Below are 24,541 nucleotides of genomic sequence, written 5' to 3'. Positions count from 1 at the left end.
CGAGCTGCGGCGGGGCGCTCATCCCTTGACCGCTCCCTGCATGATTCCGCCGACGATCTGACGGCCGAAGACGACGAACATGACGAGCAGGGGCAGGGTGCCGAGCAGGGCACCCGCCATGATCAGTGACTGGTCGCGCACATATCCCGCGCTCAGCTGGGTCAGCGCGACGGGCACCGTCGGGTTGGTCATGTCGAGCACGATGAACGGCCAGAAGAAGTCGTTCCAGGCGTGCACGAACGTGATCATGAACAGCACGGCCATGGGCGGCCGGGCGATCGGCAGCACGATGCTCCAGAAGATGCGCAGCGAGTGCGCGCCGTCCACCCGTCCGGCCTCGATGAGCTCGTCGGGCAGCGCCTCGCTGAAGTACTGCCGCATGAAGAACACGCCGACGGCGCTGACCAGCGTGGGGAAGATGACGGCGGGCAGCCGCTGGCCCCAGCCCAGCTCCGTCATCAGCATGAACAGCGGTACGACGCCGAGTTGGGGCGGCACCAGCATCGTGCCGATGACGAGCATGAGCAGGATGTTGCGGCCCTTGAAGCGCAGTTTCGCGAAGGCGAAGCCGGCGAGGGTGGCGAACAGCACCGTGGACAGCGCGATCACACCGGCCACGATCATGCTGTTCAGCATGGCCTTGCCCAGTGCGGCGTCCTGCCACGCCTTGCCGAGGTTCTCCAGCAGGTGGGACCCCGGCAGGAAGGGCGGCGGCGTCTGGGTGACGCGCGTGTTGTCGGTCGACGCCGCCACCATCGTCCAGTAGAGCGGGAAGAGCGAGATCAACGCCGCGATCCCCAGCAGGATGTAGGCGACGGGGCCCGCGTGGTGCTGGCGTCCGGCACCCGGGTGCCGGAACAGTTGCCGGTTCCTCCCCCCGGGCGGAGGGTTCTTCCGTTTCGTTCGCGCGGTCTCGGGACGTGCGTCCGCCGTCTGGACCGGGATGCTGTCTGTGGTCATGGAGATCTCCCGGTCAGGCCTTGCGCGCGGTGACGCGGCGGACAAGTCGTTGGACGGCGAACATGACGATGAGCAGCAGGAACATCGCCCAGGCGACGGTGGCGGCCCGGCCCATCTGGTAGTTCTTCCAGCCCTCCTCGTACAGCAGCAGTCCCAGCGTCTGGTACTGGTTGTCCGCTCCCCCGGTGATGCCGTTGGGACCCTGGCCGAAGATCAGGGGCTCACCGAAGAGCTGGGTGGCGCCGATCGTGGACAGGACGATGGTGAACACGATGGTGGAGCGGATGCCGGGGACGGTGACCTTGAGGAACTGCTGCCAGCGCGAGGCCCCGTCGATGGCCGCGGCCTCGTAGCGGTCGCGCGGGATCGCCTGCATCGCCGCGAGGTAGAGCAGGGCGTTGTAGCCGGTCCAGCGCCAGATGACGATCGTGGAGATCGCCGTCTGCGCGGCCCACTTGTTGTTCTCCCAGTCGATGTTGTCGACGCCGACCAGGCTCAGCACCCAGTTGATCATGCCGAAGTCACGCTCGAAGAGCATGGTGAACACGAGGGCCGCGGCACCCACCGACGTGGCGTACGGCGTCAGCGCGGCGACGCGGAAGAAGACGGAGCCACGCAACTGGTAGTTGAGCAGGTGCGCGAGGCCGAGCGCCATCATCAGCTGCGGCACGGTCGACAGGACACCGATGGTGAACGTGTTGAGCAGCGCGTTCCAGAAGCGGTCGTCCTCCCACAGGGCCGTGTAGTTGTCGAAGCCGACCCACTCCATGACGTCCAGGGTCGACAGCTCGACGCGGTGCAGGGAGATCCACGAGGTGTAGATCAGCGGGTAGAAGCTGAAGGCGGCGAAGATGACGAAGAACGGGGCGACGAAGGCGTACGGGGCGCCGTGCACGTCGAGACGGTGCAGCAGCGTACGGCGACGCTGGCGCTCCGTGCCGGTGCCGTCCGACGGCGCGGCGCCGGGCGCACCGTCTGGGGGGTTGGAGGTGGAGATGGCCACCGGAAGGCGTCCTTCCTGGAGGGTGGTGAAGGGGGCGGGGCAGGGGCCCGGCGGCCCGCACGTCGGTGCGTGGGGCGCCGGGCGGCTGCGGAGGTGGGACGACAGGGCCTGGCCGTGGGGCTCAGGTCAGCCGGCGGCCTTCTCGATGCGCTCGTCCGTGGTCTTCCATGCGTCGTCCGGGCTCTTGCCCTGTGCCTCGATCAAGGTCAGACCCTGCGAGAAGATGTCCTTGATGGTGCCGTCCTTGCGGCCGAGCACCTGCTCGTCGGGGATCTCCTTGGCGGCGGCTCCGAAGATCGCCCCGATGGGTGCGCCACTGAAGTAGTCCGACTTGGCGTCGACCACTTCGGGCATCTCCAGCGCGGTCTGCGACGAGGGGAAGTTGCCGATCTTCTCGAAGAGGAAGGCCTGCTGCTCGGGAGCGGTGAGCCAGGCGATGAGGTCCTGCGCCTCCTTCTTGACGGGGCTCTGCTCCATCACCCCGAGGAACGAGCCGCCCCAGTTGGCGCCCTGGGGTGCCTTGGCGACGTCCCACTTGCCCTTGTTCTTCGGTCCCGCCTTCTCGCTGATGTGCGCGAGCATCCACGCCGGGCAGACGGTGGTGGCGAAGGTGCTGTTGGCCAGGCCGGGGTCCCAGCCGGGCTGGAACTGGCGGAGCTTGGCGGTCAGATCGGACGTGGCCGCCTCGGAGGCCAGCTTCCAGGCGTCCTTCACGACGGGGTTGCTGGCGTAGATCAGCTCACCCTTCTTGTCGTAGAACTGCTGGGAGTCGCCGTAGATCATGGCGTTGAACAGCCCGCTGGAGCTGTCCATGAAGGCGACCTTGTCGTCCTTGGTCTTCTTCTTGAACGTCTTTCCCGCGTCGACGTACTTCGTCCAGTCGCCCTCCCACAGCTTGGCGACCTCGTCGCGCTCGGTGGGAAGCCCGGCCTGCTCGAACAGGTCCTTGCGGTAACAGACCGCCATCGGGCCGATGTCGGTGCCGAGGCCGATGACCTTCTTGTCCGACGTCGTGACCTGGCTCTGCTTCCACGGAAGGAAGTGGTCCGTGCCGGCCAGCCCGGACAGATCGACGAACTTGTCCTTCTGCGTGTCGGACAGTTCCTTGGCCCGGCCAATCTCTATGCCCTGGACGTCCTTCAGCCCGCTGCCCGCGGCCAGATGGGTCTGCAGGGCCGTGTAGTAGGTCTGCTCGTCGCCCGCGACGTCCGCCTTGATGGTGACGTTCGGATGTTCCTTCATGTACTTGTCGAGCAGGCCGGTCTCCTTGAAGCCCATGACGCCGAACAGGCCCATGGTGATGGTGACCTTGCCGTCCTTCTTGCCCCCGCCGGTCCCCCCGCTGTCACTGCCTCCGCAGCCAACGACCAGGCCGAGTGCCGACACAACCGATACGGCGGCCACGGCTCGTGTACGCAACTTCCTTCGGGCCTTGCCCATTTCGTCCTCCTAGCGGCGGCGCTGACGCACCGGAGTTCGAGCCCCGCGGTCCGCTCCGCAGGCCCGATTTATCCGGTGGGTACGTTCCCAAACGTCGATGGGAACGTGCCCACTCAGTGGCCCGGAGCATGGCCGCCGGGAAAGGCTCCTGTCAAGAAGTTGAAACCACTTCGTTTCCGGAAGATGTCGCACCGCTTCGCCCGGCCCCTTCGGACGCCCTTCACGGGTCTGGCACAATGCGCAGGTGGCGGCCGTCTGAGCACGCGCAAGCGAGGAGGCGACATGGGGGGCAGGCAACGCCCGACCATCAAGACCGTGGCCGCGCGCGCCGGTGTCGGTCGCACCACGGTTTCACGAGTCATCAACGGGTCGGAGCTCGTCAGCGACAAGGCCAGGGCCGCCGTGCTCGCCGCCATCGCCGAGCTGAACTACGTACCGAACTCGGTCGCCCGGGGGCTGGTGACGAGCCGGACGAACTCGGTGGCCCTGGTGATCCCCGAGTCGGAGAGCCGGCTGGGTTCCGAGCCGTACTTCTCCGCGGTCATCCGCGGGGTCAGCACCGCCCTCGCGACGACCCGGACCCAGCTCCAACTGGTCCTCGTACGCGACCAGGCCGAGCGCGACCAGCTCACCGAGTCGGTGGCGGAGCGGCGTGTCGACGGGGTGCTGCTGGTCTCGGTGCACGAGCACGACCCGCTGCCGGGCCTGCTGGAGGACATGGGCCTGCCCACCGTGCTCGCCGGCCGCCGCTCCCCCGACGAGTCGCTCAGCCATGTGCACTCCGACAACACGGGCGGCGCCGCGACGGCCGTCCGGCATCTGCTCGCCCGGGGACGGAACACCATCGCCACCATCAGCGGCCCCCTCGACATGGACGTGGCCCGCAGCCGCCTCCAGGGGTGGCGCGAGGCCCTGGAGAAGGCGGGCCACGAGGCCGCGGACCATCTCGTGGCCCCGGCCGACTTCACCGAGGAGGGCGGCGAGGCCGCGATGCGTTCACTCCTTGAACGGGTCCCCGCGCTCGACGCCGTGTTCGTCGCCTCGGACGTCATGGCGGTGGGGGCACTGGCGGAGCTGCGCAGGCAGGGGCGGGCCGTCCCCGGTGACGTGGCGGTCGTCGGGTTCGACGACTCCATCATCGCCCGGCACAGCAACCCGCCCCTCACCAGCGTGCGTCAGCCCATCGAGGACATCGGCAACACCATCGCCCGCATCCTCCTCGAAGAGATCGACGATCCCGAGGAACCGCGTCGGCACGTCGTTCTCCCCACCGAGCTCGTGGTACGCGAATCGTCGTAGCCCGGCCCCGCGCCCGGTCGCACCGGAGCGTGGAACGCGCGAGGAGCCGACGGGTACCTAAAGGTACCTATCGGCTCAGTAGCGTCTTTCTCATGCGGCTCGACGACACACACGCCGAATTCACCGAGACACGAGAAATGCTTTTCGTACGGAACTGCTCATCGGCGTGAGTGCCGTGGCCGACGAGCCGGACATCCGGACGTACTTCGAGGAAACCCCACGTCACGGGGCTCGTCGCAGGCGTCCGGTATCGCGGAGAAACCGTATTCCGCTCGTGGCCGCACCGAGTGAATGAGAACCCGGGACGTCCCGGACAGCCGGGATGTCCGTGAAAGGAAATTCCCCATGAGTGAGCCGAACACGACGACCTTCGTGCTGGTCCACGGCGCCTGGCACAGCGGGCAGGCCTGGGACCGAGTGGTCCCGCTGCTCGCCGCGGCCGGACACCGGGTGTTCGCGCCGTCGCTGACCGCCCACGGCGACAAGGCGCATCTGCTCAGCCCCGAGGTGGGACTCGACACGCACGTCGACGACGTCGTCGGCCTCCTCGTCGAGGAGGACCTCACCGACGTGGTCCTCGTCGGGCACAGTTACGCGGGAATGGTCGTCTCGTCGGCGGCCGACCGGGTCCCGGAGCGGATCGCCGGCCTGGTCTATCTCGACGCGATGGTCCCGACCGACGGTGAGAGCGCGATCGACGTCATGCCCGTGACCCAGTTCATGATCGACCTCGCCGCCGGCTCCGACTCGCCCTGGCGCATTCCTCCCATACCCGAACAGCCCGCTCCCATGGGCCTGTTCGGAGTCACCGACCCGGCGGACATCGCGTGGCTGCGCGCGATGCTGTCCGACGAGTCGGTGCGCTGCTTCCAGCAGCCGGCCCGGCTGGACAACCCCGCGGCGGACGCGATCCCCCGGACCCACATCCACTGCGTCGGCGACAAGCCGGACGGGTTCGCACGACGCGCCGTCCCGGCGATCCAGCCCAACGGCACCCCGGCACAGGTGTGGGAGCTGCGCAGCGGCCACGACTGCATGATCACCGTGCCGGCCGAACTCGCCGATCTCCTGCTCAAGACCGGCTGATCCGGCGGCCACCGGACCACTGCCCCGTGGCGCAACCGCCGCTCCGTCCGCCGCTTCACCCGCCGCCCTGCGGCGGCTCCCTCAGGCCGGGTTGAGGGGCGCGGGCTCCTGGGGACCCGCCTCGGGGCCCGCGACCCTCGGGTCCGTGGGGCGAGGGGCGTAGATGGGCGCGTCGGCCTGGTAGAAGAGGTCGATGTCGGCCTCCTCGCCGCCGACGATCAGGGTGTCCCACGCACCGCTCTCCTGGAGTGTCCGCAGCGTCGTCGGGGCGAGGGTGGCGAGGTGGTCGCGCAGTTCCTTGTCGGTGGGCAGGCCGGAGAGGCGCGTCGCGAGCCGCTCACGTATCGCGCCCATGCGCTCCAGGAGCGCCTCCAGGTCGGGGTGCCCCGTCTCGGCACCGGCACCGGCGACGGGGGCCGGGGGCTGGGACGGAGCGGCCTGGGACGGAGCGGCCTGGTCCGGCTCCATGCTGCGGGCGATGATGTCCTTGATGGCGCGGGTGACCCCCTGTTCGTCGGTGGTCACCATGGCGTTCCACGCGCGGCTCTTGTGCCGGTACTGCAGCATGGACATCGCCGCCTCGTGCCGGATGAAGTCGGCGTCGCGCAACGGCCTGCCCTGCCAGGTGCGGCTGAGCGAGCGGGCCAGGGACACGGCGGAGGCGAGACCGCTGTTGAGACCGCGCCCCGGCCAGAAGTGAATGGCGTTGGCCGCGTCGCCCAGCAGGAAGCCGTACGTGCCCGGGTTCGTCGCGGTGGCGCGGCTGAGCTGCGCCGTGAACCGGGGGCGCTGCACCATGTCCAGCCGGAACGAGGTGATGGCGCTGAGGTCGTCCTCGGCCACACCGAACAGCCTGAGGCCCTCCTGGATCCGCTTCCACAGGGCCGAGCCGCGCAGCAGGGCGGGCAGGAAGAGGGTGCCGTGGGTGGGACAGACGAACTCGTTGTCCTCGTGGCGGCTCATGACGCAGGGGCGTGCGGCGATGCACTCCTCGAAGACCTGGCGGACGGGATCGATCCCGATCACGGCCTTGATCTCCTCACGGGTGAGCCGCATGTTCAGGAAGCCCTCGCCGCGCAGCGAGTTGAGCAGGAACCTGTTCTGCGACACGGTGAGCAGGACACTCATCTGGTCCGTGAGCGGCGACTTGACGCGCAGTCCGAGGACCACGTCCTGGAGGTGTTCGCCGTCCAGGGAGTAGATGGAGGCGTCGGCCGCGCCGAAGCGGTCGGCGTAGTGCTCACGGGTGCGGGACCGACCGCCGTCGCAGATCGCCAGGACGTGCTCCTGGGCGAGCCGGTGCTCGTGCTCCGCCGCGTCGAAGCGCTGGGGCACGAGACGGATCGCCGGCTTGGTGTTGGCCAGCTCCAGCAGCTGGTCCTCGACGTAGGCGATCCGGATGTTGCGGGGCGGCCTGCCCTCGACGGAGTCGGGTCCGACGGGCCACATCTCGGAGAACTGGCCCGCGCCGAACAGCGCGGCCTGCATCTCCTCGGTCAGGGCGAGGTACTGCCGGCTCTGCACGGTGACGACCTGCTGGCGGCGGACGTTGCCCTGTGTCTCGTCCTTCCAGACCACCGTGGCACCGGACTTGGCCCAGCGTCCCTCGTACACGGTGATGAGTACGCGCCCCTGGAGCGCGTTCTCGAGCATCAGGGCGAAGGCGAGGCCGACCGGTCCGCCGCCGGCGACCGTGACGCGGAGCGCGCTGGGGTTCGCCAGGGCCGTGGGGCGCGGCAGGTCGAGCTGGGAGAGGTCCATGACCGTCTCCAGGGCTTCCTGCGTCTCGAACAGGAAGGTCTCGTCGCCGATCCGGATCGTGTCGCCCGGGGCCAGCACGTGCCGCGTGACGCGCTGTTCGTTGACGTAGGTGCCGTTCCTGCTGTTGCGGTCGTGCAGGACGAAGCCGTCGTCCTCCGCGACGATCTCGGCGTGCAGCCGGGAGGCACTGGTGCTGATGATGATCACATCGTTGTCGCTCTTGCGCCCGAACCGCAGGGTGGCGGTGCCGAGCACCACACTCTGACCGCTGAAGGGACCCGTGCGTCCCACGATGACCGACGACACTCAAACACTCCTTGCGGACATGCTCCTCGTGCCGGGGCGGCCGCGTGACGCGGCCGCCCCGGCACGAGGAGCGAACTGGACCAGCACAGACACGGACCCGGGGGCGCGACCCGGGTTCTCGACGCCACTACGACAGGGACCGCCCCGGGCCGTCACCGGTGCCTCACTGACACGTCAGCGTGAACGGCACCGTGTCGGAGATCGTCTGCTGCGACGACTTGATCTCCACGCCCATCGCGCTGGCCAGCGTCCCCTCCTGCGCGTACGTCGTCACGCGGATCGTCTCCTGGTGGGTGCGGGGGCCGCCTTCCGAGAAGGACAGTGCCCGCCAGGTCCGGTCCACGACCGACCCCTCCGACGACACCCATCGGTAGGTGAACCGCACGGGCAGCTCGGTGACTTCGAAGGTGGCCGTGAACGCGGGAGCCTGCTCCTGCGGTGGCGGGCAGCTTCCGGCATACGTCGTGTTCGTGCCCGTGACCGACACGGTCACCGGCGGTGCCACGGCGTCGCCCGATCCGTCGCCTCCGGCGGAGGACGCGCCGTTCTGGGCCTGCGGTGTGGAGGACGTCCTGTCCGCCGCGGGGCTCTTGGCGTCCGCCCCGTCGTCGTCCCCGTCGCGCGTCAGGGCGTACCCCAGCCCGCCCAGGAGCAGGACGGACACGGTCGCCAACGCCACCAGCAGGTTTCCCTTGCGCCTGCCGCGCTTCGGCGCGGCGGACGCCGGTGTCCCCGCGGTGACCGGCGCGGACGCCGTCGGGAGGGCGTACTGCGGCAGCGCCTGCGGCGAGGCGGGGGCAGTGGGCGTGGGGGCGGGCGGCGCCGGGGACGCGGCGGGTGACGCGGTGGGGAGCGTGTCGCCGGGGGCCGTCACGGAGGGGTCGGCCGCTGCGGGGGTGCCTGTCGGTGCGGCGGTGCCGGACGAGGACTGCACCTGGAGGGTGGGTGTGTCGGGGAGGTCCGTCACGGTGGTGCCGGCGGACGGGGCCCGCGGTGCGGCGGGATCCTGTCCGGTGGGCCCGTCGACGGTCGTCGCCGCCGTGGTGTCCGCGGCGGAGGGCCCCGCAGCGCGTACGTCACCGGTCTGCGCGGAGACGGTGACCGTCTCCGCCGTGCCCGTCTGCGTGGAGTCGGCGTCGGGAGTGCCGCCGGCGGCTATGAGCCGCAGATCCCGTGCGGTCTGTTCGGCGGACGCCCGCTCGGCCGGGTCCTTGCGCAGGAGACCCTCGATGACCGGCGCCAGCGGTCCCGCCCGGTGCGGGAGAGGCGGTTCGTCGTCGACCACGGCGCGCAGGGTGCCCAGGGCGCTGTCCTGCCGGAAGGGCGAACGGCCCTGGACGGCGGTGTAGAGCAGGACGCCGAGGGACCACAGGTCCGTCGCCGGGCCGAGCGCGCGGCCCAACGCCTGCTCCGGCGAGAGGAATTCGGGAGAGCCGACGACCTCGCCGGTCATGGTGAGCGCGGTGTCGCCGAGGACCATGGCGATGCCGAAGTCGGTGAGGATCACCCTGTCGTCGTCGGAGAGCAGGACGTTGGCCGGTTTCACGTCGCGGTGCAGTACCTCGGCCTCGTGCGCGGCACGCAGCGCGCCCAGTACCTCGGCACCGATCCGCGCGGCCCGCTGCGGGGTCAACGCCCCCTCGGTGCTGAGCAGTTCGCCGAGCGAGCGGCCGCGCACGAGTTCCATCACGATCCAGGGCCGGCCACCGTCGGTGACCACGTCGTGAACGGTGATCACATTGCCGGCGGTGATGCGGGCCGCTGCCCACGCCTCCCGTTCCAGCCGGGTGTACATGCGCTCGATCTTCTCGGCGGACAGCCCGGAGGGCGCGCGTACCTCCTTGATGGCGACCTCGCGGCGCAGCACCTCGTCCCGTGCGCGCCACACCGTACCCATGCCGCCTTCCCCGAGGGTGGACAGCAGTCGGTAGCGCTCAGCGACCAGCCGCTCAGGGCTCGCGTCCGGGGACCCTGTGTCCTGGTGGTGCATCGGGGCGATTCTCCCTTTGTCTTCTGCATGAACGTGAGCGTCCGGACGTGATCCGTGACGATCGGCATCTCTCGCCAGCCGGGTGCTTTCGGCTACCAACTACACGTAAGGAAAGGGCCGTTCGGTTGCTGCATTCTATCCTCGGCGTCCGCCTCCATCGGACAGCAACGGTCGCGTCTTGTCCACATCTGTCACGCCTCGCCGGTTGACGCGTCAGATGACTTCCTGTTCCTGATCCCGGAACCCGGAACCCGACCAAGCCAGCGAGGTGATCACGGGACGAGTATGAGTTTGCCGCCGGGGCGGCGGGATTGGCTGAGCTTGGCCGCTTCCTGGATCTGGTCGAGGGGGTAGGTACGGGCGACCGGTACGACCAGGATGCCTTCGCCGGCGAGCCTGGCGAACTCGTTCATCTGGTCGTAGCGGATCTCGGTGGTGATCCGGACGCCCAGTTCGGCTGCGGCGGCGAAGTCCGAGACGGTGAGGACGCGGTCGGGATCCCCGGTCAGCTCGATCAGGGTCGGCAGCGAGCCGCCGGCCGGACTGGACTGCTCGGCGCGGTCGATCCGGCCCCCGGTCGGCGTGGCGTCCAGGGCGCGGTCCACGGGGCCTGGGGTCAGTGCGCTGACGCGTTCGGCCATGCCCTGGCCGTAGGTGGTCACCTGGGCGCCGAGCTCTTCCAGGGCCGCGGCCCGTGTCGGCCCGGCGGTGGCGATCACCCGAATACCCTGGTGCAGCGCGAAGCGCACCGCCGCCTCACCCACGGTGGTGCCCGCGCCGTGGACGAGCAGCAGCTCACCCGGCTCGACACCGAGGTCGTCGAGCGCGCGCCATGCCGTCTCGGCCGCCATCGGCAGCGCGGCGGCCTGCTCGACGGTCACGCCCTCGGGAATGCGTGCCCAGGCCGGCATCAGCGCGTACTCGGCGGCGCCGGCCGTGGGGCCGTCGAAGGTGGCCGGGCCGAACACGCGGTCGCCGATCTGGACGCCGTCGACACCCTCACCGAGCGCGTCGACGGTCCCCGCGACCTCGAGGCCGAGCCCGCGCGGCAGCGGCGGCAGATGGTCGGCGAGGAGACCGTCGACGACGTGCCAGTCGGCCGGTGTCAGGCCGCACGCCCGCACAGCGATCCGGATCTGACCGGGTCCCGGCTCCGGCTGGGGGACATCGCGGAGCACGATCACGTCCGGGGAACCGAACCGGTCGAATTGCAGAGCCTTCATGGCGATCTCCTGGCTGATGACAGCATCTGTTGTCATCGACGGTACCAGCTGACGACAGCTCCTGTTGTCGTACTCTGGTGGGTATGCCGCGATGGGAATCTGACGCACAGGGCCGGCTCGAACGCGCGGCGCTCGAGCTGTTCGAGACGCAAGGCTTCGAGCGCACCTCGGTCGCGCAGATCGCAGGCGCCGCCGGACTGAAGGAGCGGTCCTTCTACCGCTACTTCCCCGACAAGCGGGAGGTCCTCTTCGCCGGCAACGAACTCGAGGCCCACGTCGTCGCCCAGGTCGAGGCGGCCGACCCCGGCCTCACCCCGATCGAGGCGCTGCTGACGGCCCTGGGAACCGCCGAGGGGATTTTCCGCCCACGCGAGTTCCTGCTGCGCCGGGGAAGAGTTATCGCCGCCAACCCTGCGCTGGCCGAGCGCGATCTGATCAAGCTCGCCGACATCGCCGACGCGCTGGTACCGGCGCTCGAGCGCCGCGGCGTCGAGCCCGGAAGAGCACGCTTCATCATCGACGTGGTACTGGCGATCCACCGGCGCGCCGTGCCTCGCTGGCTGGCCGAGCCGGACACCACCCTCGCTCAGCTCATGACCCAGGCCGCCGCCGAGCTGCGCGAAGCGGTCGCGCCACCAGCTCCAACGATCCGCTGAGTCGGCCGCAGACATGCCTCGCGGGTAAGGGTAGAACCGGCTGCACGGCCCCGTCCCGATCCCCGAGCCCTTCGGCCGGATCCTTTGCGAGCACGCAGAAACCCGCGGCCCGCGCAACATCGCCGCCAGGAGATGCCTCCCGCCGGTGCCGGTCCCGGACACCCTGAACCCCGAGGCCGGATCCCCGCTCCATGCTGTGACCAGCCAGCCTCATCCGGCCCGGTAATTCGATGGCGCAGCCCCCAGCGAACGTCGACTCTGGTCACCGTGCCAGAACCCAAGCATCAGATCCGCGCCCTCTACACGGCCGCCACGGTGACCGTCTACCAGGCATACGCGCCGGAAATCGGGCTGCCTGCCTTGCAGGACGGTCGCTTTCCGGCGACCTGGAAGAGGGAACGCATGACGTGGATCAAGCCGTCGTTCCTCTGGATGATGTACCGCTGCGGATGGGCGAGCAAGGAAGGCCAGGAGACCGTCCTCGCGATCGAGATCACCCGCGAGGGTTTCGAATGGGCGCTGCGAAACGCCTGCCTGGCCCACTACGAACACGGGCTGCATCCCGACCGCGCAAGTTGGAAACGCCGGCTGAAGCAAGCCCCGGCTCGAGTTCAGTGGGATCCCGAACGCGGTCTCCACCTACAGCCACTTCCTCACCGCTCTCTTCAACTCGGCCTCACGGGCGAGGCCGCTGAGCGCTACGCGGAGGAGTGGATCGTCTCGATCAACGACGTCACCGCACTCGCACATGCGATCCATGCCCAGGTGAAGGACGGGGCCCTGGATGCCGCCCAGCGACTGCTTCCCGCAGAGCTCCCGTATCCGTCGGACGACACGCTTCTGACCCACCTGCGTGACTGAGCCGGTCCCGACCACGATCCGATACGCGATGGCGTCAGCAGGTTCCGCGGGCTCGGGCGGCAGGGCGGTCCGGCGTTCGCGCACCGTTCACGACGAGGTGGGGCCGCGTCTCGTCGCGGCCCCACCTTCCACGTCACCCAGGGGGCTACACCTGAGCCATACCGCCGTCGATGCAGAGTTCCGCACCTGTCATGAAACTGCTCTCGTCCGAGGCGAGGAACAGCGCACCGCCCGCGATCTCCTCGGGAAGCCCGAGGCGGCCCATCGGGACCAGGGTGCTCATGTGGGTCCGGAGAGCTACCGGGTCCTGACCGAAGTACTCGGCCTGGCCGTCGATGATGAGCGTGTCGATCGGTCCCGGGCTCAGCACGTTGACCCGAAGACCCCGGTCGCCGAACTCCGCCGCCCAGGTGCGCGCGTAGGAGCGCACGGCGGCCTTCGCCGCGCTGTACGCCCCGGCCCCGGGGTCCCCCTTGAACGCCGTGATCGAGCCCAGCAGAACGATCGAGCCACCCGTCCGCAGAATCGGCAGCGCCTTCTGGACGGTGAACAGCGTGCCGCGGGCATTGACGTCGAAGGCGTGGTCGAAGTGGTCCTCGGTCACGGCCCCGAAGTTCATCCGCTCGATGCTCCCGGCGTTCGCGACGATCACATCGAGGTGCCCGCTCTCCTGGCGGATCGCCTCGACCAGCTCGTCGAGGTCACCCGACACCGTGACGTCCGCGACGACCGCCGTGACCTGCCCCTCGATGGAAGCCTTCGCGGCTTCGAGCGCCTCCTTCCGTCGCCCCGTGATGTAGACGTGGGCACCTTCACCTGCGAACCTCCGGGCGATCGCCAGACCGAGGCCGGCGCTCCCGCCAGTGACGAGGGCGACCTTGTTCGCGAGACGCATGCTTTCTCCTCCGAGTCGAGACCGTGAGCGCGGAACCCAGGGCCGTGCCTCACGGTAGGAGCGGCCCGACATAGAGGCAAATAATGTCAACGTATACTCTGCATTGACATCTCCTATGTCCGATCGAAGGTCGAGGGCGGATTCGAATGAACCTGCGCCAATACGAATACGCCCTGGCCGTCGCCGACGAGGGCTCCATGACAGCGGCGGCAGAACGCCTGCGGGTCACCCAGCCCTCCCTGTCGCAGCAGATCGGCGCCCTGGAGAAACATCTCGGGGTGCGGCTGTTCACCCGCACCCCCAGCGGGGTGACGGTGACCGTGGCAGGGCGGGCCTTCCTCACAGAGGCGAAGATCGCGACGACCGCGTCCCGGCGTGCCGTCACCGCCGCCCGCGCCGCCGACGGGGAACTGGCGGGCGAACTCATCATCGCCGTCCACATGGGCCTGGGAGCACGCCAGTTGCCCCAGGCACTGGGGCAACTGCGCGATCGCCACCCGAAGTTGCAGGTGACCCTCCACGAGGAGCCCGATCCCGCGGACATGGAGCGGCTGCTCCGCCAGGGAACCCTCGACATGGTCCTCGTGCACCGCGTCCCCGCCGGATGCGCCTTCGACGTCCACCCCCTGGGCGAGGAGGCCTACGTCGCCGTCCTGCCGAAGGGCCACCCGCTTCTCGCGGACCGCGCCGCCCTGCGCCTGGAAGACCTGGCGTCCGAGGGATGGATCCGGTTCCGGCGCGCCAGCCTGCTCGACGAGTACCTCGCCCGGCTGCTCTCCGACGCGGGCCTCAGCCCGCACACGGTGGCCCGAGCCTCCCAGATCTCCACCGCCGTGCGGCTCGTGGCACAGGGCCTGGGCGTCACCGTGGTCCCGGCCTCGGCCATCCCCGAAGGCTTCGAGGAACTGGCCTGCCCGCTGCTGCCCTCCCTGACCGAGCCCGTCCTCGCCGGCGTGCGGCGCGACCCGGGTTCGGCGGAGGCAGCCATGCTCGACCAGCTCCACCAGCAGACCTGGTGCGGCATGGATCTCCTCCGCCGGCCCACAACCGTCTGAGCGTCCACTTCTTCCACGGTGCGCCCGTACCGAACGACGTCGGGCAGCGAGCGGTGCCGCTGCGACCGCCCGCCGGAACGGCGCGTCCGGGCGTCCAGGACCGCCTCGGCCGTCGTGTCGTCCGCGCGGTCACGACGGCCCCGCCGGCTACGGCCGGCGGGGGTCCGGTGACCGGCCATGTCGCGGAGCGGAACACGTACGTGCCGGATCCGACCTCGAAAGCGGCGTAGCCCTCGCGCATGCCCTCGAACCGGGCGCCGGGTGCGGCCGTGACCGCCGCACGGTCCCGTGCGGGGGCGAGGACCTCGGCCGTCGCTCCGACGGGGACGCCGACGCGGAGCGTGAACCGGCTGCGTTCCAGGGTCCAGTCCGATCTCACCCTGCCGTGCGGGGAGTCGACGTGGGCCGAGGCGTTCGTGAGGTCGCCGACCGGGTACGGCTGGATCTTGATCTTCTTGTAGCCGGGCGCCGCGGGCTCGATCCCCGCGACCCGCTGGCAGAGCCAGTCGTCGACCGTTCCCAGGAAGGCGTGATCGTGCGAACGCGAGTCGGCCTGCCACTCCTCCCACATCGTCCTGGCACCGAGCTCCTTGAACCAGTAACCCCAGCCCGGGTAGGTCGGGTTGGTCGGGTTGGCGGCGACGTCGTAGGCGAGGTCCCCGTTGCCGGCGTCGGTGAGCACCGGAAGGATGATCTTCGTGCCCAGCGCGCCGGTGTCGAGGTGACGTCCCCGGGTCCTGATGTCGTCGGTGAGCCGGTCCAGTACGGCGGACCGGTGGGCCTCGGGTACCAGGCCGAGGCTCAGCGGCAGCAGGTTCGAGGTCCGAAGTACCAGTAGAGGTCCCAGTTGATCAGGACGAAACTGGCCGACCAGACCGGACCGGTCACACCCTTGGCCCCCACGGTGCCGGGCACGGTGTGGCCGAACGTCCCGTCCTGGTTCCGGTCGTCGCGGTGGGTCCGCATCCAGTTCTCATAGAAATTCTCCATGTCGAAGTCGGCGATCGCGGAGTCGGCGTTGAGGTGCGCGTCCGCGGTGTCGGCCTGCGCGTCCTGATAGCTGTTCAGGAGCGCGCTGGAGCTGGTGAAGGCGCCGGTCGATTCCGGCATGACTTTCAGCGGCATCCGAACGGTGGGATTGAATCGTTTTTGAAATCCCGACAGGTAGGACAACGGCGCGCATTCGGCGAGGCCCACCACCCCCGCATCACTCACCGTATCCATCCGCTAGCATTTCGTAACGGTTACGTTATTACATCTGCTAGTGTCCGAAAGATGACCGAGCCGACCGGGCGCCGCGAACGCAAGAAGGCCGCGACCCGCCAGAAGATCGCCGACACCGCCCTACAGCTCTTCCTGGAGCGCGGGTACGACGCGGTGGGGGTCCGTGACGTGGCCGCCGAGGCCGACGTGGCCGTGACCACCCTCTTCTCCCACTTCCCCTCGAAAGAGGCACTGGTCTTCGACCTCGACCGGACCTTCGAGCAGCAGCTCACCGAGGCGGTCACCGGCCGGGCGCGGCAAGAATCGCTCATCGGCGCCCTGCGCCGCGAGATCGAGGCCCAGCTGCGGCACTGCACGGCGGGCGACGCCCGCCCGCTCTGGCTCATGATCGACGGGTCGCCCACCCTGCGGGAGTACGAGAAGTCGATGAGGCTGCGCCACGCCGACGCACTGGCCGCCGCCATCGCCGACGACCTCGGCCTGCCGGAGCCCTCCACGGCCTGCCGGGCGATCGCGCGGTTCGTGCTCGACGCCTTCCAGTTGACCCGGGAGGCGGCCGACCCGCAGCCCGCGCTCGACGAGATCTTCCGGATGATCGAGGCAGCGTGGATCGTGACCGACCTCTCCCGGCGCGAGCGAGGTACGGATGCCCGTGCGGGTGCGGTAACCGGCCGCGACGGATCAGAGGCGCCGGAGGGTGATCCGGTCGGAGCGCACTGAGCGCGGACCGGACCGGACCAACCAGCCCCAACCCCAGCTCCAGCTCCAGCTCCAGCTCCAGCTCCAGCTCCAGCCAGGCGTACGCCCCCACACTCCAACGGCACACCCATCGCTCTATTTGCGCAGTCCAGACTGCGCAAGCTAGCCTGTACGTATGAACGAGATCATCGGCACCCCCGACGGCGTGTCCGAGTCGGCCGCACGCGCGGCCCGTGAGCTTCGCGTGGTCTTCAGCAGACTCCGGCGCCGCATGCGGGAGACCTACGACCCCGATGACCTCACGCCCTCCCAGACGTCCGTCCTCAGCAGGCTCGACAAGGACGGCGAGGCGTCGGTCAGCGACCTGGCCGCCGTCGAACGCATCCGGCACCAGTCGGTGGCCACCACGGTCGGTGTCCTCGTGGAGCGTGGCCTCGTCGCCCGCCGCCCGGACCCCGAGGACGGCCGCCGTCAGCTGGTCTTCGTCACCGACAGCGGCCACGCCTTCCTGGAGGACCGCCGCCGGGCCGGCGAGGGCTGGCTCATCCGCGCACTGGAGGACCGGTGCACGGAGGAGGAGCGCCGAACCGTCCTGGAAGCGACGGCTCTGCTCGAACGAATCGTCCGGTGATGACCGTCAACCTGCCCCGGATACCCCGCCTGCCGCGCCCCGGTCGCCCCGGCGCGGCCAAGCGCCCGGCCCACGGCTTCGACCGACGCCTGCTGGCCCCGATGATGCTGGGCTCGGTGCTCAACCCGGTCAACTCCTCCGTCATCTCCGTCTCCCTGGTGCCGATCGGCGCCGCCTTCGGCGCCCCGCCCTCCCAAACCGCCTGGCTCATCTCCGCCCTCTACCTGGCCACCGCCATCGGGCAACCCGTCATGGGACGGCTGATCGACCTCTTCGGGCCCCGGCGGCTGTTCCTGGCGGGGACGGCCCTGACCGGCGTGGCCGGCGTCGTCGGCATGCTCGCGCCCAACCTCGGCGTGCTCATCGCCGCACGCGTACTCCTCGGCTTCGGCACCTGTGCCGGCTATCCGGCCGCCATGTACCTCATCCGCAGCGAGGCCCGGCGCACCGGCCAGGAGAGTCCCGCCGGTGTGCTCACCGCGCTCGCCGTCACCACCCAGACCATCGCCGTGATCGGCCCCAGCCTCGGCGGCCTGCTGATCGGCGTCGGCGGCTGGCGGGCGACCCTGGCCGTCAACATCCCCCTCGGCCTCGCCGGCCTGTACCTCGGCGCCCGGCGCCTCCCCGCGACCCCCGGCTCGCACCGCGAGAACGGCCGCCGCCCGGTGGACGACCTGGACCTGCCGGGCATGGGCCTGTTCGCCGTGGCCCTCGTCTGCCTCCTGCTGTTCCTCATGAACCCCGGCGGCAGGGACTGGTACCTGCTGGTCCTGGCCGTCGCCACGGCGGCCGGCTTCACCTGGCGCGAACTGCGGACACGGCAGCCCTTCATCGACGTACGCGTCCTCGGCGGCAACCTGCCGCTCCTCGCGACCTACGCCAGGGGCCTGCTCGCCTACGTCACCACCTACGCCTTCCTCTACGGCTACACCCAGTGGACGCAGCAAGGCCGCGGGCTGTCCGCCTCCCAGGCCGGGCTGGTGCAACTCCCCCTGTTCACCGTCGCGATCCTCGTCTCCACCCTCACCGGCCGACGCCAGGCCGTACGCGGCAAGCTCCTGGTCGGCGCGGCCGGACAGCTCGCCGCCAGCGCGCTCCTGCTCCTGCTGCACTCCGACAGTCCCGTGTGGCTGCTCCTGACCGTCGTGATCGTCCTCGGTGTCCCCCAGGGTCTGAACAACCTCGCCCTGCAGAACTCCGTCCTGCACCAGGCCGACGCCGAACGCATGGGCTCCTCCGCCGGGCTGCTGCGCACCTTCGGCTACCTCGGCGCCATCGTCGCCTCCGCCGCCAACGGCGCCTTCTTCGGACAGCGCGCCGACACCGGCGGCCTGCACCACCTCGCCTGGTTCCTGCTCGCCGTCAGCGCCCTGTTCCTCGCGGTGACCGTCACCGACCGCTCCCTGCGTCGCGTCGGCGCACCGCACGAGGACGGCGCCCCCGCCGAGGCCGAACCTCACGAACCCCAAGAGCACCGGCGCACCGACCGGTGAACCGGACCTCCGGGCCGCCCGCCCGGCAGAAGCCGCCCGACCGACAGGACCCGCCCCACGGCATCCCGCCGCGCGCGACGACCCGACCCACTCGAAAGACCGAGGACGCACCATGACCCACTCCGCCCTGCTCGTGATGGACCTCCAGAAGGCCATCACCGACCGTGTCGCCGACCTCGCCCCCGACTACACGACCCGCCTCGCCCGCGCCGTCACCGCGGCCCGGTCCGCGGGCATTCCCGTGGTGCACGTCGTCATCGGCTTCCGCGCGGGCCACCCGGAGACCAAGTCCAGCCCGTCGTTCAGCGCCCTGCCCGAGGGGGCCTTCACCGCCGACGACCCCGGGTCCGCCATCCACCCCGACGTCGCGCCCCTCCCCGGCGAGAGCGTCGTCACCAAGAAGCGCGTCAGCGCCTTCGCCGGCAGCGACCTCGACCTCGTACTGCGCGGCGGCGCCATCGACCATCTGATCCTGACCGGTCTCGCCACCAGCGGCGTCGTCCTGTCCACCCTCCGCCAGGCCGCCGACCTCGACTACCGCCTCACCGTCCTGGCCGACGGCTGCGGCGACGCCGACCCCGAGGTCCACCGGGTGCTGACGGAGAAGGTCTTCCCGCGCCAGGCCGAGGTCACCACCGTCGACGCCTGGATCTCCGACCTCACCTGACACCCGCCCCCCTCAACCGCAGGGTCGCGGACAGCCCGGACCGGTCCGGACTCCCTCCGGAGACGGCTGCCCGCGACCCTATGATTAAGTAACTTAATGAAGTAGCTTCATCAATCATGGAAAGGATCACACCGGCGGAGCGGGCCACGACCGATCTCGCCATGGAGCTCCAGGGCGCCGTCGCGCGCATCTACCGCCGTGTACGGTCCGAACTGCCGGACCAGCAACTGGGCGGCACCCAGCTGTCGGTGCTCGCCCACCTCGTGAGGCAGGGGCCGCAGACGCTTCGGACGCTCAGTGACCGGGAGAGCGTCAGCCCGCCCGCGATGAACCAGACGGTCAACGCCCTCCAGTCCGCGGGTCTGGTCGTACGCCGTCCTGATCCGAGCGACGGCCGCAAGGTGCTGGTCACCGCCACCGGCCGGGGCACGGAACTGGTCGACGAGAGACGGCGCGCGAAGCACGACTGGCTGGACGCCCGGCTCGAACAGCTCTCCGAGGCTGAGCGGAGCGTACTCGCCGAAGCGGCGCGCATCTTCCACCACATAGCCGAGTCATGAGCGGGATGTTCCGTTCGCTCGCCGTCCGGAACTACCGGATCTGGGCCTTCGGCGCCATCGTCTCCAACATCGGGACGTGGATGCAGCGCACGGCGCAGGACTGGATCGTCCTGACCCAGCTCACCCACCACAACGCCACCGCGGTCGGCGTCGTTCTCGCGTTCCAGTTCGCGCCGCAGGTGCTCCTGCTGCCCGTCACGGGCCTCGCGGCCGACCGGTTGGACCGGCGCCGGCTGGTCATGGCGACCCAGTCCACGATGGCCGCGCTGTCCCTCGCCCTCGGCCTCCTGACCGTGACCGGGATCGTCCAGCTCTGGCAGGTCCATCTCCTCGCGTTCCTGTTCGGCTCGGCGGCGGCCTTCGACGCACCGGCGCGTCAGACGTTCGTCTCCGAACTGGTCAAGGGCCCCGCCCTGTCCAACGCCCTCGCGCTCAACACGACCTCCTTCAACGTCGCGCAGATGATCGGACCGGCCGTCGCGGGCCTCCTCATCGCCGCCGTCGGAACCGGCTGGGTGTTCGTCGTCAACGCCGCTACGTACGCCGCCGTCCTCACCTCCCTGTTCTTCATCCGGGTCGCCGAACTGCATCTGCCGCGACGGCCGCCGAGGGCCCGTGGCGACTTCGTCGGCGGATTCCGCTACGTACTGGCCCGGCCGGACCTCAGGGCGATGCTCCTGATGCTCTTCCTGGTCGGGACGTTCGGGGCCAACTTCCAGATCTTCATCCCCACGATGTCCGTCTCGGTCTTCCACCTGGGACCCGGCGCCTACGGGCTGCTCGGTTCCGCCATGGCGGTCGGGGCGGTCCTCGGCGCGCTCCTCGCCGCGCGCCGGGAGCGCCCCGGATTCACGCTGCTCCTCGCGGCGGCGGCCGTGTTCGGGGTCGCGCTCTGCGCCGGCGCGCTGGCACCGACGTACCTGCTGTTCGCCCTCGCATTGGTGGCCGTCGGCGTCGTCACCCCCACCTTCACGACCACCACGTTCAGTCTGGTCCAGCTCTCCACCGATCCGGCCGTGCGAGGGCGGGTGGTCGCGATCATGCTCGCCGTCGGACTCGGCGGCACGCTCGTCGGGGCGCCCTTCACCGGGCTCGTCGCCGATGCCTTCGGCCCGCGCTGGGCGGTCGCGGTCGGCGCCGCTTCCGGTTTCGCCGCTCTGGGCGTCGGGACCCGTCACCTGATCCGCCATCAGCGGTTGCGGATCCGTCGCGACGGACCGCGCGTGCGCGTCTCGCTCGACGACCCTCCCGGCCCGCACACCGAGTCGCCCGCCCCGCTCCCCCTCGGCGCCGGAACCGACCCGCGCGAGTAGATCCGTACCCCTCGTCCGGTTTCCTCGCGCCGGACCCGTGGAACCACACCGATTCGACGAGCCGGTTTCCCGACGGGCTGGCAGTCGCAAACTCCAACTACCTAAGATGTAGTTCTTGTTAAGCCTGCAGTTGGCGCCGTTCGAGCTGGGGGAACCATGAACACCGACAGGCCACTGTCCAAGAAGATCGACGCCGCCGTACCGACAGCCGCCCGTATGTACGACCACTATCTGGGCGGCAAGGACAACTACGCGGCGGACCGCGCGGCCTGCGAAGAGCTCGACAAGGTCGTCCCCAGCACCCGCCGACTGGCCCTCAACAACCGGCGGTTCCTGCAGCGGGTCGTCCGGACCCTGGCGACGGACTACGGGATCCGCCAGTTCCTCGACCACGGATCCGGCCTCCCCACCCAGGACAACGTGCACCAGGTCGCCCAGGCCATCGATCCCGACTCCCGGGTGATCTACGCCGACAACGACCCCATGGTGCTCGTGCACGGCCGGGCGCTCCTGGAGCAGAACGACCGCACCGCGGTCATCCACGCCGACATGCGGAACACCGACGAGATATTTTCCCACCCCGACACCCAGCGCCTGATCGACTTCTCCCAGCCGGTCGCCGTTCTGTTCAACTCGGTCTTCCACTGCATCCCCGACAGCGAGACCGACGGTCCGCCCGCCGTGGTGCGGCGTGTGGCCGAGCGGCTCGTGCCCGGCAGCTTCATGGTGATCTGCCAGTTGGTCAGCGAGGATCCCGAAGTCCGCGACTTCGTCACCGACTTCATGGACCAGACGACTCAGGGCCACTGGGGACGCGTACGGCAGGAGAAGGACGTGGCGGCGCTGTTCGACGGTATGGAGATCGTCGAGCCGGGGCTCGTGGAGGTCTCCACCTGGCGGCCCGACAGCGAGGTGAAGTCCCGTCAGCTCTCCCAGGAGTGGATCGAGTTCGGCGGCCTGGGCCGGCTTCTCTAGGAACGCTCCGGGCGCCTTCCCGGGAGGCCCTCGCCGGGGCCGACCCGGGACCAGCCCCGGGTCACCTCGCAGGCCGGAAACAGACCTTGGCGGGACCGGAGTCCTCGGTGCCGCGACCTCCGGGGCTCGTCACTCGGCCGGGTAGCGCTGCTCCATCGTGCTGCGCAGCAGATCCACGGACTCACGCGGCTTCAGCGCCTCGTCGGCCAGCCGGTCGAGCGTGAGCCGGTACTCCTCGGTCTCGTCGCGGTCCTCGAGGAAGTGGGCGCTCCTGATGTGCTCCAGATAGACGACGTCCGGCAGGTCGAGGCCGCCGAACCGCAGATAGGTGATCGGTATCGCGGGCGCCGACGCGTTCGTCACGTCCAGGGGCACGATCTGCAGGACCACATGCGGGCGTTGCGCCATCTCGATCAGGTGGGCGAGCTGCTCGCGCATGGCCTGCCGGCTGCCCAGCACCCGCAGCAGGACCGACTCGTCGATGACGGCCCACAGCTGCGGAGGATCCGCCCGCATCAGCAACTGGGCGCGGCGCATGCGCAGTTCGACCCGGCGGTGCACCTCGGCGGCCGGGACGTTCGGCAGGCCCCGCTCCACCACGGCCCGGGTGTAGTCCGACGTCTGGAGCAGACCAGGAACGTACTGGATCTCGAAGGTCCGGATGGTGGCCGCGGCCTCCTGGAGGCCCACCAGCCGCTCGAACCACTCGGGCATGAGGCGCTTGTCGTACCGCTGCCACCAGCCCGGTTCATTGGCGCGGTGGAGCAACTTGAGCAGCACCGAGCCCTCGTAGGCATCGGTGTCGTACAGCTTGAGCAGGGCCCGCACGTCGGTCTCGGTCGGGGGCCTGCGTCCCTTGCCCGACTCGATGCGCGAGAGCTTGGCGCCGCTGAACCCCAGCGAGCGCGCCGCCTGGTCCTGAGCGAGGCCGGCGTCCTCACGGAATCCCGAGAGTTGGACGCCGACCAGCATCTTCAGCAGAGTCGGAGCCGGTTCGGCACGCTCCAGATAGGATTCGAGCCGTGCGACGCGAGGCGACTGGGCGACCATCTTCGACTCCCCGCGGTCCGGCACAAGGACGGCAACAGTATCGCACCGGACGGCTCCACCTCGCATCCCCCCTTCAGCAGCTGGGGAGTTGGGCTCGCGCCTCACAGCAGATGGTCGAACTCACCGTCCTTGGCTCCCGCCAGGAACGCCGCCAGTTCGGCGGACGTGTAGACGAGCGCGGGCCCCTCGGGATGGCGGGAGTTGCGCACGGCTATGCCCCCGTCTATCCGGGCGACCTCCACGCAGTTCCCCTCGGCGTTGCTGTATCTGCTCTTGATCCAGTCGGCGTCCAGCGAGCTGGCCTGCATCCCGTTCTCCACCTGTGGCACTGCGTCTCCTTACGGTTCCCGATCTCGCCGCGCACCGGCCCGGAGCCCGGCGGCGCAGGCTCGTGACGCCGCGTCCGCCCTACTCTCTTCGGCCAAACTTCACGCAATTTCCCGTGCAATTGCACGCGACCGCGTTCAGTGTGGATAATAACTGCAGCGCCGACAACCCCAGCCGGGCCATTGGATCCTGACGTCACATCAGGGAGATGACGTGTTGTCACTTGCGCGTCCAGAGCACCCCTCGCCGCGGACCACCGTGCCGCGGGCAGTCGGCCGAACCGGTTTCACCAGGCCGTACGCACCTTCGGCCGCCGCTCCGGACGGACTCGGTGGAGGCCGGCTCCACCTGCTCGCTCCGTCCGGCACGGGCCGGGCCCGCCCCACGGCAGAGGACGACTGCGCGGACCACCCGGTCGACCTCGCCACCCAACCGACACGACACGCCGGAAAGGCCTCACGCCATGCATAGCGTTCCGCCGGAGCAGCCCAGGACCGGGCAGCGAGGGCAGCACAAACCCCCGAAGGGGATGGCGACCACGACGCCGCTCACCGCGATGGGCCAGATCTCATGGGGTGAGATGCGGGACTCCACGGGCTCCGCCTCCGCCATCCCCCTGCTCCTCAGCAGTGTCGCCTGGGGCGACGCGGAGACCGCGGCCTCCGCGCTCAAGGATCTGCGCGAACGCATCTGCCAGTACGGCTTCGTCGTGGAACAGGCGACCGCCGCCACCGTCCCCTTCCTCTGGGAACTCGCACAACTGCCCCAGGTGGCCTGCCGGGCGCAGATCCTTCAGCTGCTCAAGAACATCGCCGACACCCGTCAGTGGGAGAGCATCGCCGGCGCCTATCCGAAGCTGCTCAACCACCGGGAGAACCCCGCCGTGTGGGAGCGCGCGGCTAGGGAAGCCGTCCATGCCCAGCAGGACGCGCTCGACGTCCTGGAGTCGGAGGACGACACCGAGATCGCGCACGCCACGACCGAACTGGCGCGCACCCTCGGCAGGCAGCCCTGCTGAACCGCGCGGCGCGCACCGCCACCGCGCGCGTGCCGCCCCGGGTTCGTGA

Annotated in this window: 23 protein-coding genes and 1 pseudogene; 13 read left to right on the top strand and 11 right to left on the bottom strand. The window is 69.8% G+C overall.

All coding sequences use genetic code 11. The features are described 5' to 3' along the window. Positions 1-18: 18 nt before the first annotated feature. The 3 genes from ACLVWQ_RS36760 to ACLVWQ_RS36750 form a co-directional block, all read right to left on the bottom strand. On the bottom strand, positions 19-960 hold the full coding sequence (locus ACLVWQ_RS36760) for a carbohydrate ABC transporter permease (RefSeq protein ID WP_414113617.1): 942 nt from the start codon (positions 958-960) through the stop codon (positions 19-21). 13 nt (positions 961-973) lie between these two features. Further along, positions 974-1,963, bottom strand: a complete 990-nt coding sequence (locus ACLVWQ_RS36755; RefSeq protein ID WP_414113616.1) for a carbohydrate ABC transporter permease — start codon at positions 1,961-1,963, stop codon at positions 974-976. Between the two features lie 126 nt (positions 1,964-2,089). After that, a complete protein-coding gene (locus ACLVWQ_RS36750) occupies positions 2,090-3,403 on the bottom strand; it encodes an extracellular solute-binding protein (protein WP_414113615.1) in 1,314 nt (437 codons plus the stop codon). 282 nt (positions 3,404-3,685) lie between these two features. Here ACLVWQ_RS36750 and ACLVWQ_RS36745 point away from each other — a divergent pair, with 282 nt between their 5' ends. Continuing rightward, positions 3,686-4,702 (top strand): LacI family DNA-binding transcriptional regulator, encoded by a 1,017-nt coding sequence (locus ACLVWQ_RS36745; RefSeq protein WP_414113614.1) that lies wholly within the window; start codon positions 3,686-3,688, stop codon positions 4,700-4,702. A gap of 345 nt (positions 4,703-5,047) precedes the next feature. After that, entirely contained in the window at positions 5,048-5,788 is a 741-nt protein-coding gene (locus tag ACLVWQ_RS36740; protein WP_414113613.1) for an alpha/beta hydrolase, read from the top strand. 81 nt (positions 5,789-5,869) lie between these two features. Here ACLVWQ_RS36740 and ACLVWQ_RS36735 read toward each other — a convergent pair whose 3' ends face one another. From ACLVWQ_RS36735 to ACLVWQ_RS36725, 3 genes are all read right to left on the bottom strand, one after another. Next, positions 5,870-7,855: an FHA domain-containing protein gene (locus tag ACLVWQ_RS36735; protein ID WP_414113612.1), complete on the bottom strand. Its 1,986-nt coding sequence runs from the start codon at positions 7,853-7,855 to the stop codon at positions 5,870-5,872. Between the two features lie 163 nt (positions 7,856-8,018). Then, entirely contained in the window at positions 8,019-9,845 is a 1,827-nt protein-coding gene (locus ACLVWQ_RS36730) for a serine/threonine-protein kinase (RefSeq protein WP_414113611.1), read from the bottom strand. A 272-nt stretch (positions 9,846-10,117) separates the two neighbouring features. Beyond that, positions 10,118-11,068, bottom strand: a complete 951-nt coding sequence (locus tag ACLVWQ_RS36725; RefSeq protein ID WP_414113610.1) for an NADP-dependent oxidoreductase — start codon at positions 11,066-11,068, stop codon at positions 10,118-10,120. 83 nt (positions 11,069-11,151) lie between these two features. Between ACLVWQ_RS36725 and ACLVWQ_RS36720 the strand changes: the two genes are divergently transcribed. Both ACLVWQ_RS36720 and ACLVWQ_RS36715 read left to right on the top strand, forming a co-directional pair. Continuing rightward, entirely contained in the window at positions 11,152-11,724 is a 573-nt protein-coding gene (locus ACLVWQ_RS36720) for a TetR/AcrR family transcriptional regulator (protein ID WP_414113609.1), read from the top strand. A gap of 267 nt (positions 11,725-11,991) precedes the next feature. After that, positions 11,992-12,585: a DUF4291 domain-containing protein gene (locus tag ACLVWQ_RS36715; RefSeq protein ID WP_414113608.1), complete on the top strand. Its 594-nt coding sequence runs from the start codon at positions 11,992-11,994 to the stop codon at positions 12,583-12,585. A 145-nt stretch (positions 12,586-12,730) separates the two neighbouring features. Here ACLVWQ_RS36715 and ACLVWQ_RS36710 read toward each other — a convergent pair whose 3' ends face one another. Continuing rightward, positions 12,731-13,480, bottom strand: a complete 750-nt coding sequence (locus ACLVWQ_RS36710) for an SDR family NAD(P)-dependent oxidoreductase (RefSeq protein WP_414113607.1) — start codon at positions 13,478-13,480, stop codon at positions 12,731-12,733. A gap of 146 nt (positions 13,481-13,626) precedes the next feature. Here ACLVWQ_RS36710 and ACLVWQ_RS36705 point away from each other — a divergent pair, with 146 nt between their 5' ends. After that, positions 13,627-14,535 (top strand): LysR family transcriptional regulator, encoded by a 909-nt coding sequence (locus tag ACLVWQ_RS36705; protein WP_414113606.1) that lies wholly within the window; start codon positions 13,627-13,629, stop codon positions 14,533-14,535. A 286-nt stretch (positions 14,536-14,821) separates the two neighbouring features. Here the strand turns inward: ACLVWQ_RS36705 and ACLVWQ_RS36700 are convergent. Next, a pseudogene (locus ACLVWQ_RS36700) lies at positions 14,822-15,328 on the bottom strand (alpha-L-rhamnosidase C-terminal domain-containing protein); the annotation flags it as partial. A gap of 8 nt (positions 15,329-15,336) precedes the next feature. Further along, on the bottom strand, positions 15,337-15,759 hold the full coding sequence (locus ACLVWQ_RS36695) for a hypothetical protein (RefSeq protein ID WP_414113605.1): 423 nt from the start codon (positions 15,757-15,759) through the stop codon (positions 15,337-15,339). A 51-nt stretch (positions 15,760-15,810) separates the two neighbouring features. Between ACLVWQ_RS36695 and ACLVWQ_RS36690 the strand changes: the two genes are divergently transcribed. The 7 genes from ACLVWQ_RS36690 (at position 15,811) to ACLVWQ_RS36660 (ending at position 22,097) form a co-directional block, all read left to right on the top strand. Further along, a complete protein-coding gene (locus ACLVWQ_RS36690; protein WP_414113604.1) occupies positions 15,811-16,479 on the top strand; it encodes a TetR/AcrR family transcriptional regulator in 669 nt (222 codons plus the stop codon). A gap of 154 nt (positions 16,480-16,633) precedes the next feature. After that, positions 16,634-17,089: a MarR family winged helix-turn-helix transcriptional regulator gene (locus ACLVWQ_RS36685; protein WP_414113603.1), complete on the top strand. Its 456-nt coding sequence runs from the start codon at positions 16,634-16,636 to the stop codon at positions 17,087-17,089. Further along, entirely contained in the window at positions 17,089-18,582 is a 1,494-nt protein-coding gene (locus ACLVWQ_RS36680; RefSeq protein WP_414113602.1) for an MFS transporter, read from the top strand. Before ACLVWQ_RS36685 ends, ACLVWQ_RS36680 begins: the two co-directional genes overlap by 1 nt. Positions 18,583-18,694: 112 nt before the next feature. Beyond that, a complete protein-coding gene (locus ACLVWQ_RS36675) occupies positions 18,695-19,249 on the top strand; it encodes a cysteine hydrolase family protein (RefSeq protein ID WP_414113601.1) in 555 nt (184 codons plus the stop codon). Positions 19,250-19,365: 116 nt separating this feature from the next. Beyond that, positions 19,366-19,809, top strand: coding sequence for a MarR family winged helix-turn-helix transcriptional regulator (locus ACLVWQ_RS36670; RefSeq protein WP_414113600.1), 444 nt, complete (start codon positions 19,366-19,368; stop codon positions 19,807-19,809). Then, positions 19,806-21,122: an MFS transporter gene (locus ACLVWQ_RS36665; RefSeq protein ID WP_414113599.1), complete on the top strand. Its 1,317-nt coding sequence runs from the start codon at positions 19,806-19,808 to the stop codon at positions 21,120-21,122. Before ACLVWQ_RS36670 ends, ACLVWQ_RS36665 begins: the two co-directional genes overlap by 4 nt. 156 nt (positions 21,123-21,278) lie before the next feature. Next, the gene (locus ACLVWQ_RS36660) at positions 21,279-22,097 is read left to right on the top strand and encodes an SAM-dependent methyltransferase (protein ID WP_414113598.1); all 819 of its coding nucleotides are present in this window, start codon (positions 21,279-21,281) and stop codon (positions 22,095-22,097) included. Between the two features lie 129 nt (positions 22,098-22,226). Here the strand turns inward: ACLVWQ_RS36660 and ACLVWQ_RS36655 are convergent, their stop codons facing one another. Both ACLVWQ_RS36655 and ACLVWQ_RS36650 read right to left on the bottom strand, forming a co-directional pair. After that, entirely contained in the window at positions 22,227-23,147 is a 921-nt protein-coding gene (locus ACLVWQ_RS36655) for a helix-turn-helix domain-containing protein (RefSeq protein ID WP_414113597.1), read from the bottom strand. A gap of 101 nt (positions 23,148-23,248) precedes the next feature. Next, positions 23,249-23,476, bottom strand: a complete 228-nt coding sequence (locus ACLVWQ_RS36650) for a DUF397 domain-containing protein (RefSeq protein ID WP_414113596.1) — start codon at positions 23,474-23,476, stop codon at positions 23,249-23,251. Positions 23,477-23,937: 461 nt separating this feature from the next. Here ACLVWQ_RS36650 and ACLVWQ_RS36645 point away from each other — a divergent pair, with 461 nt between their 5' ends. Next, positions 23,938-24,492 (top strand): hypothetical protein, encoded by a 555-nt coding sequence (locus ACLVWQ_RS36645; protein ID WP_414113595.1) that lies wholly within the window; start codon positions 23,938-23,940, stop codon positions 24,490-24,492. The last annotated feature ends 49 nt before the right edge of the window (positions 24,493-24,541 follow it).

The organism is Streptomyces sp. CWNU-52B, from assembly GCF_047444975.1.
GTDB lineage: Bacteria > Actinomycetota > Actinomycetes > Streptomycetales > Streptomycetaceae > Streptomyces.
This window is presented reverse-complemented; position numbering and strand designations above follow the sequence as displayed.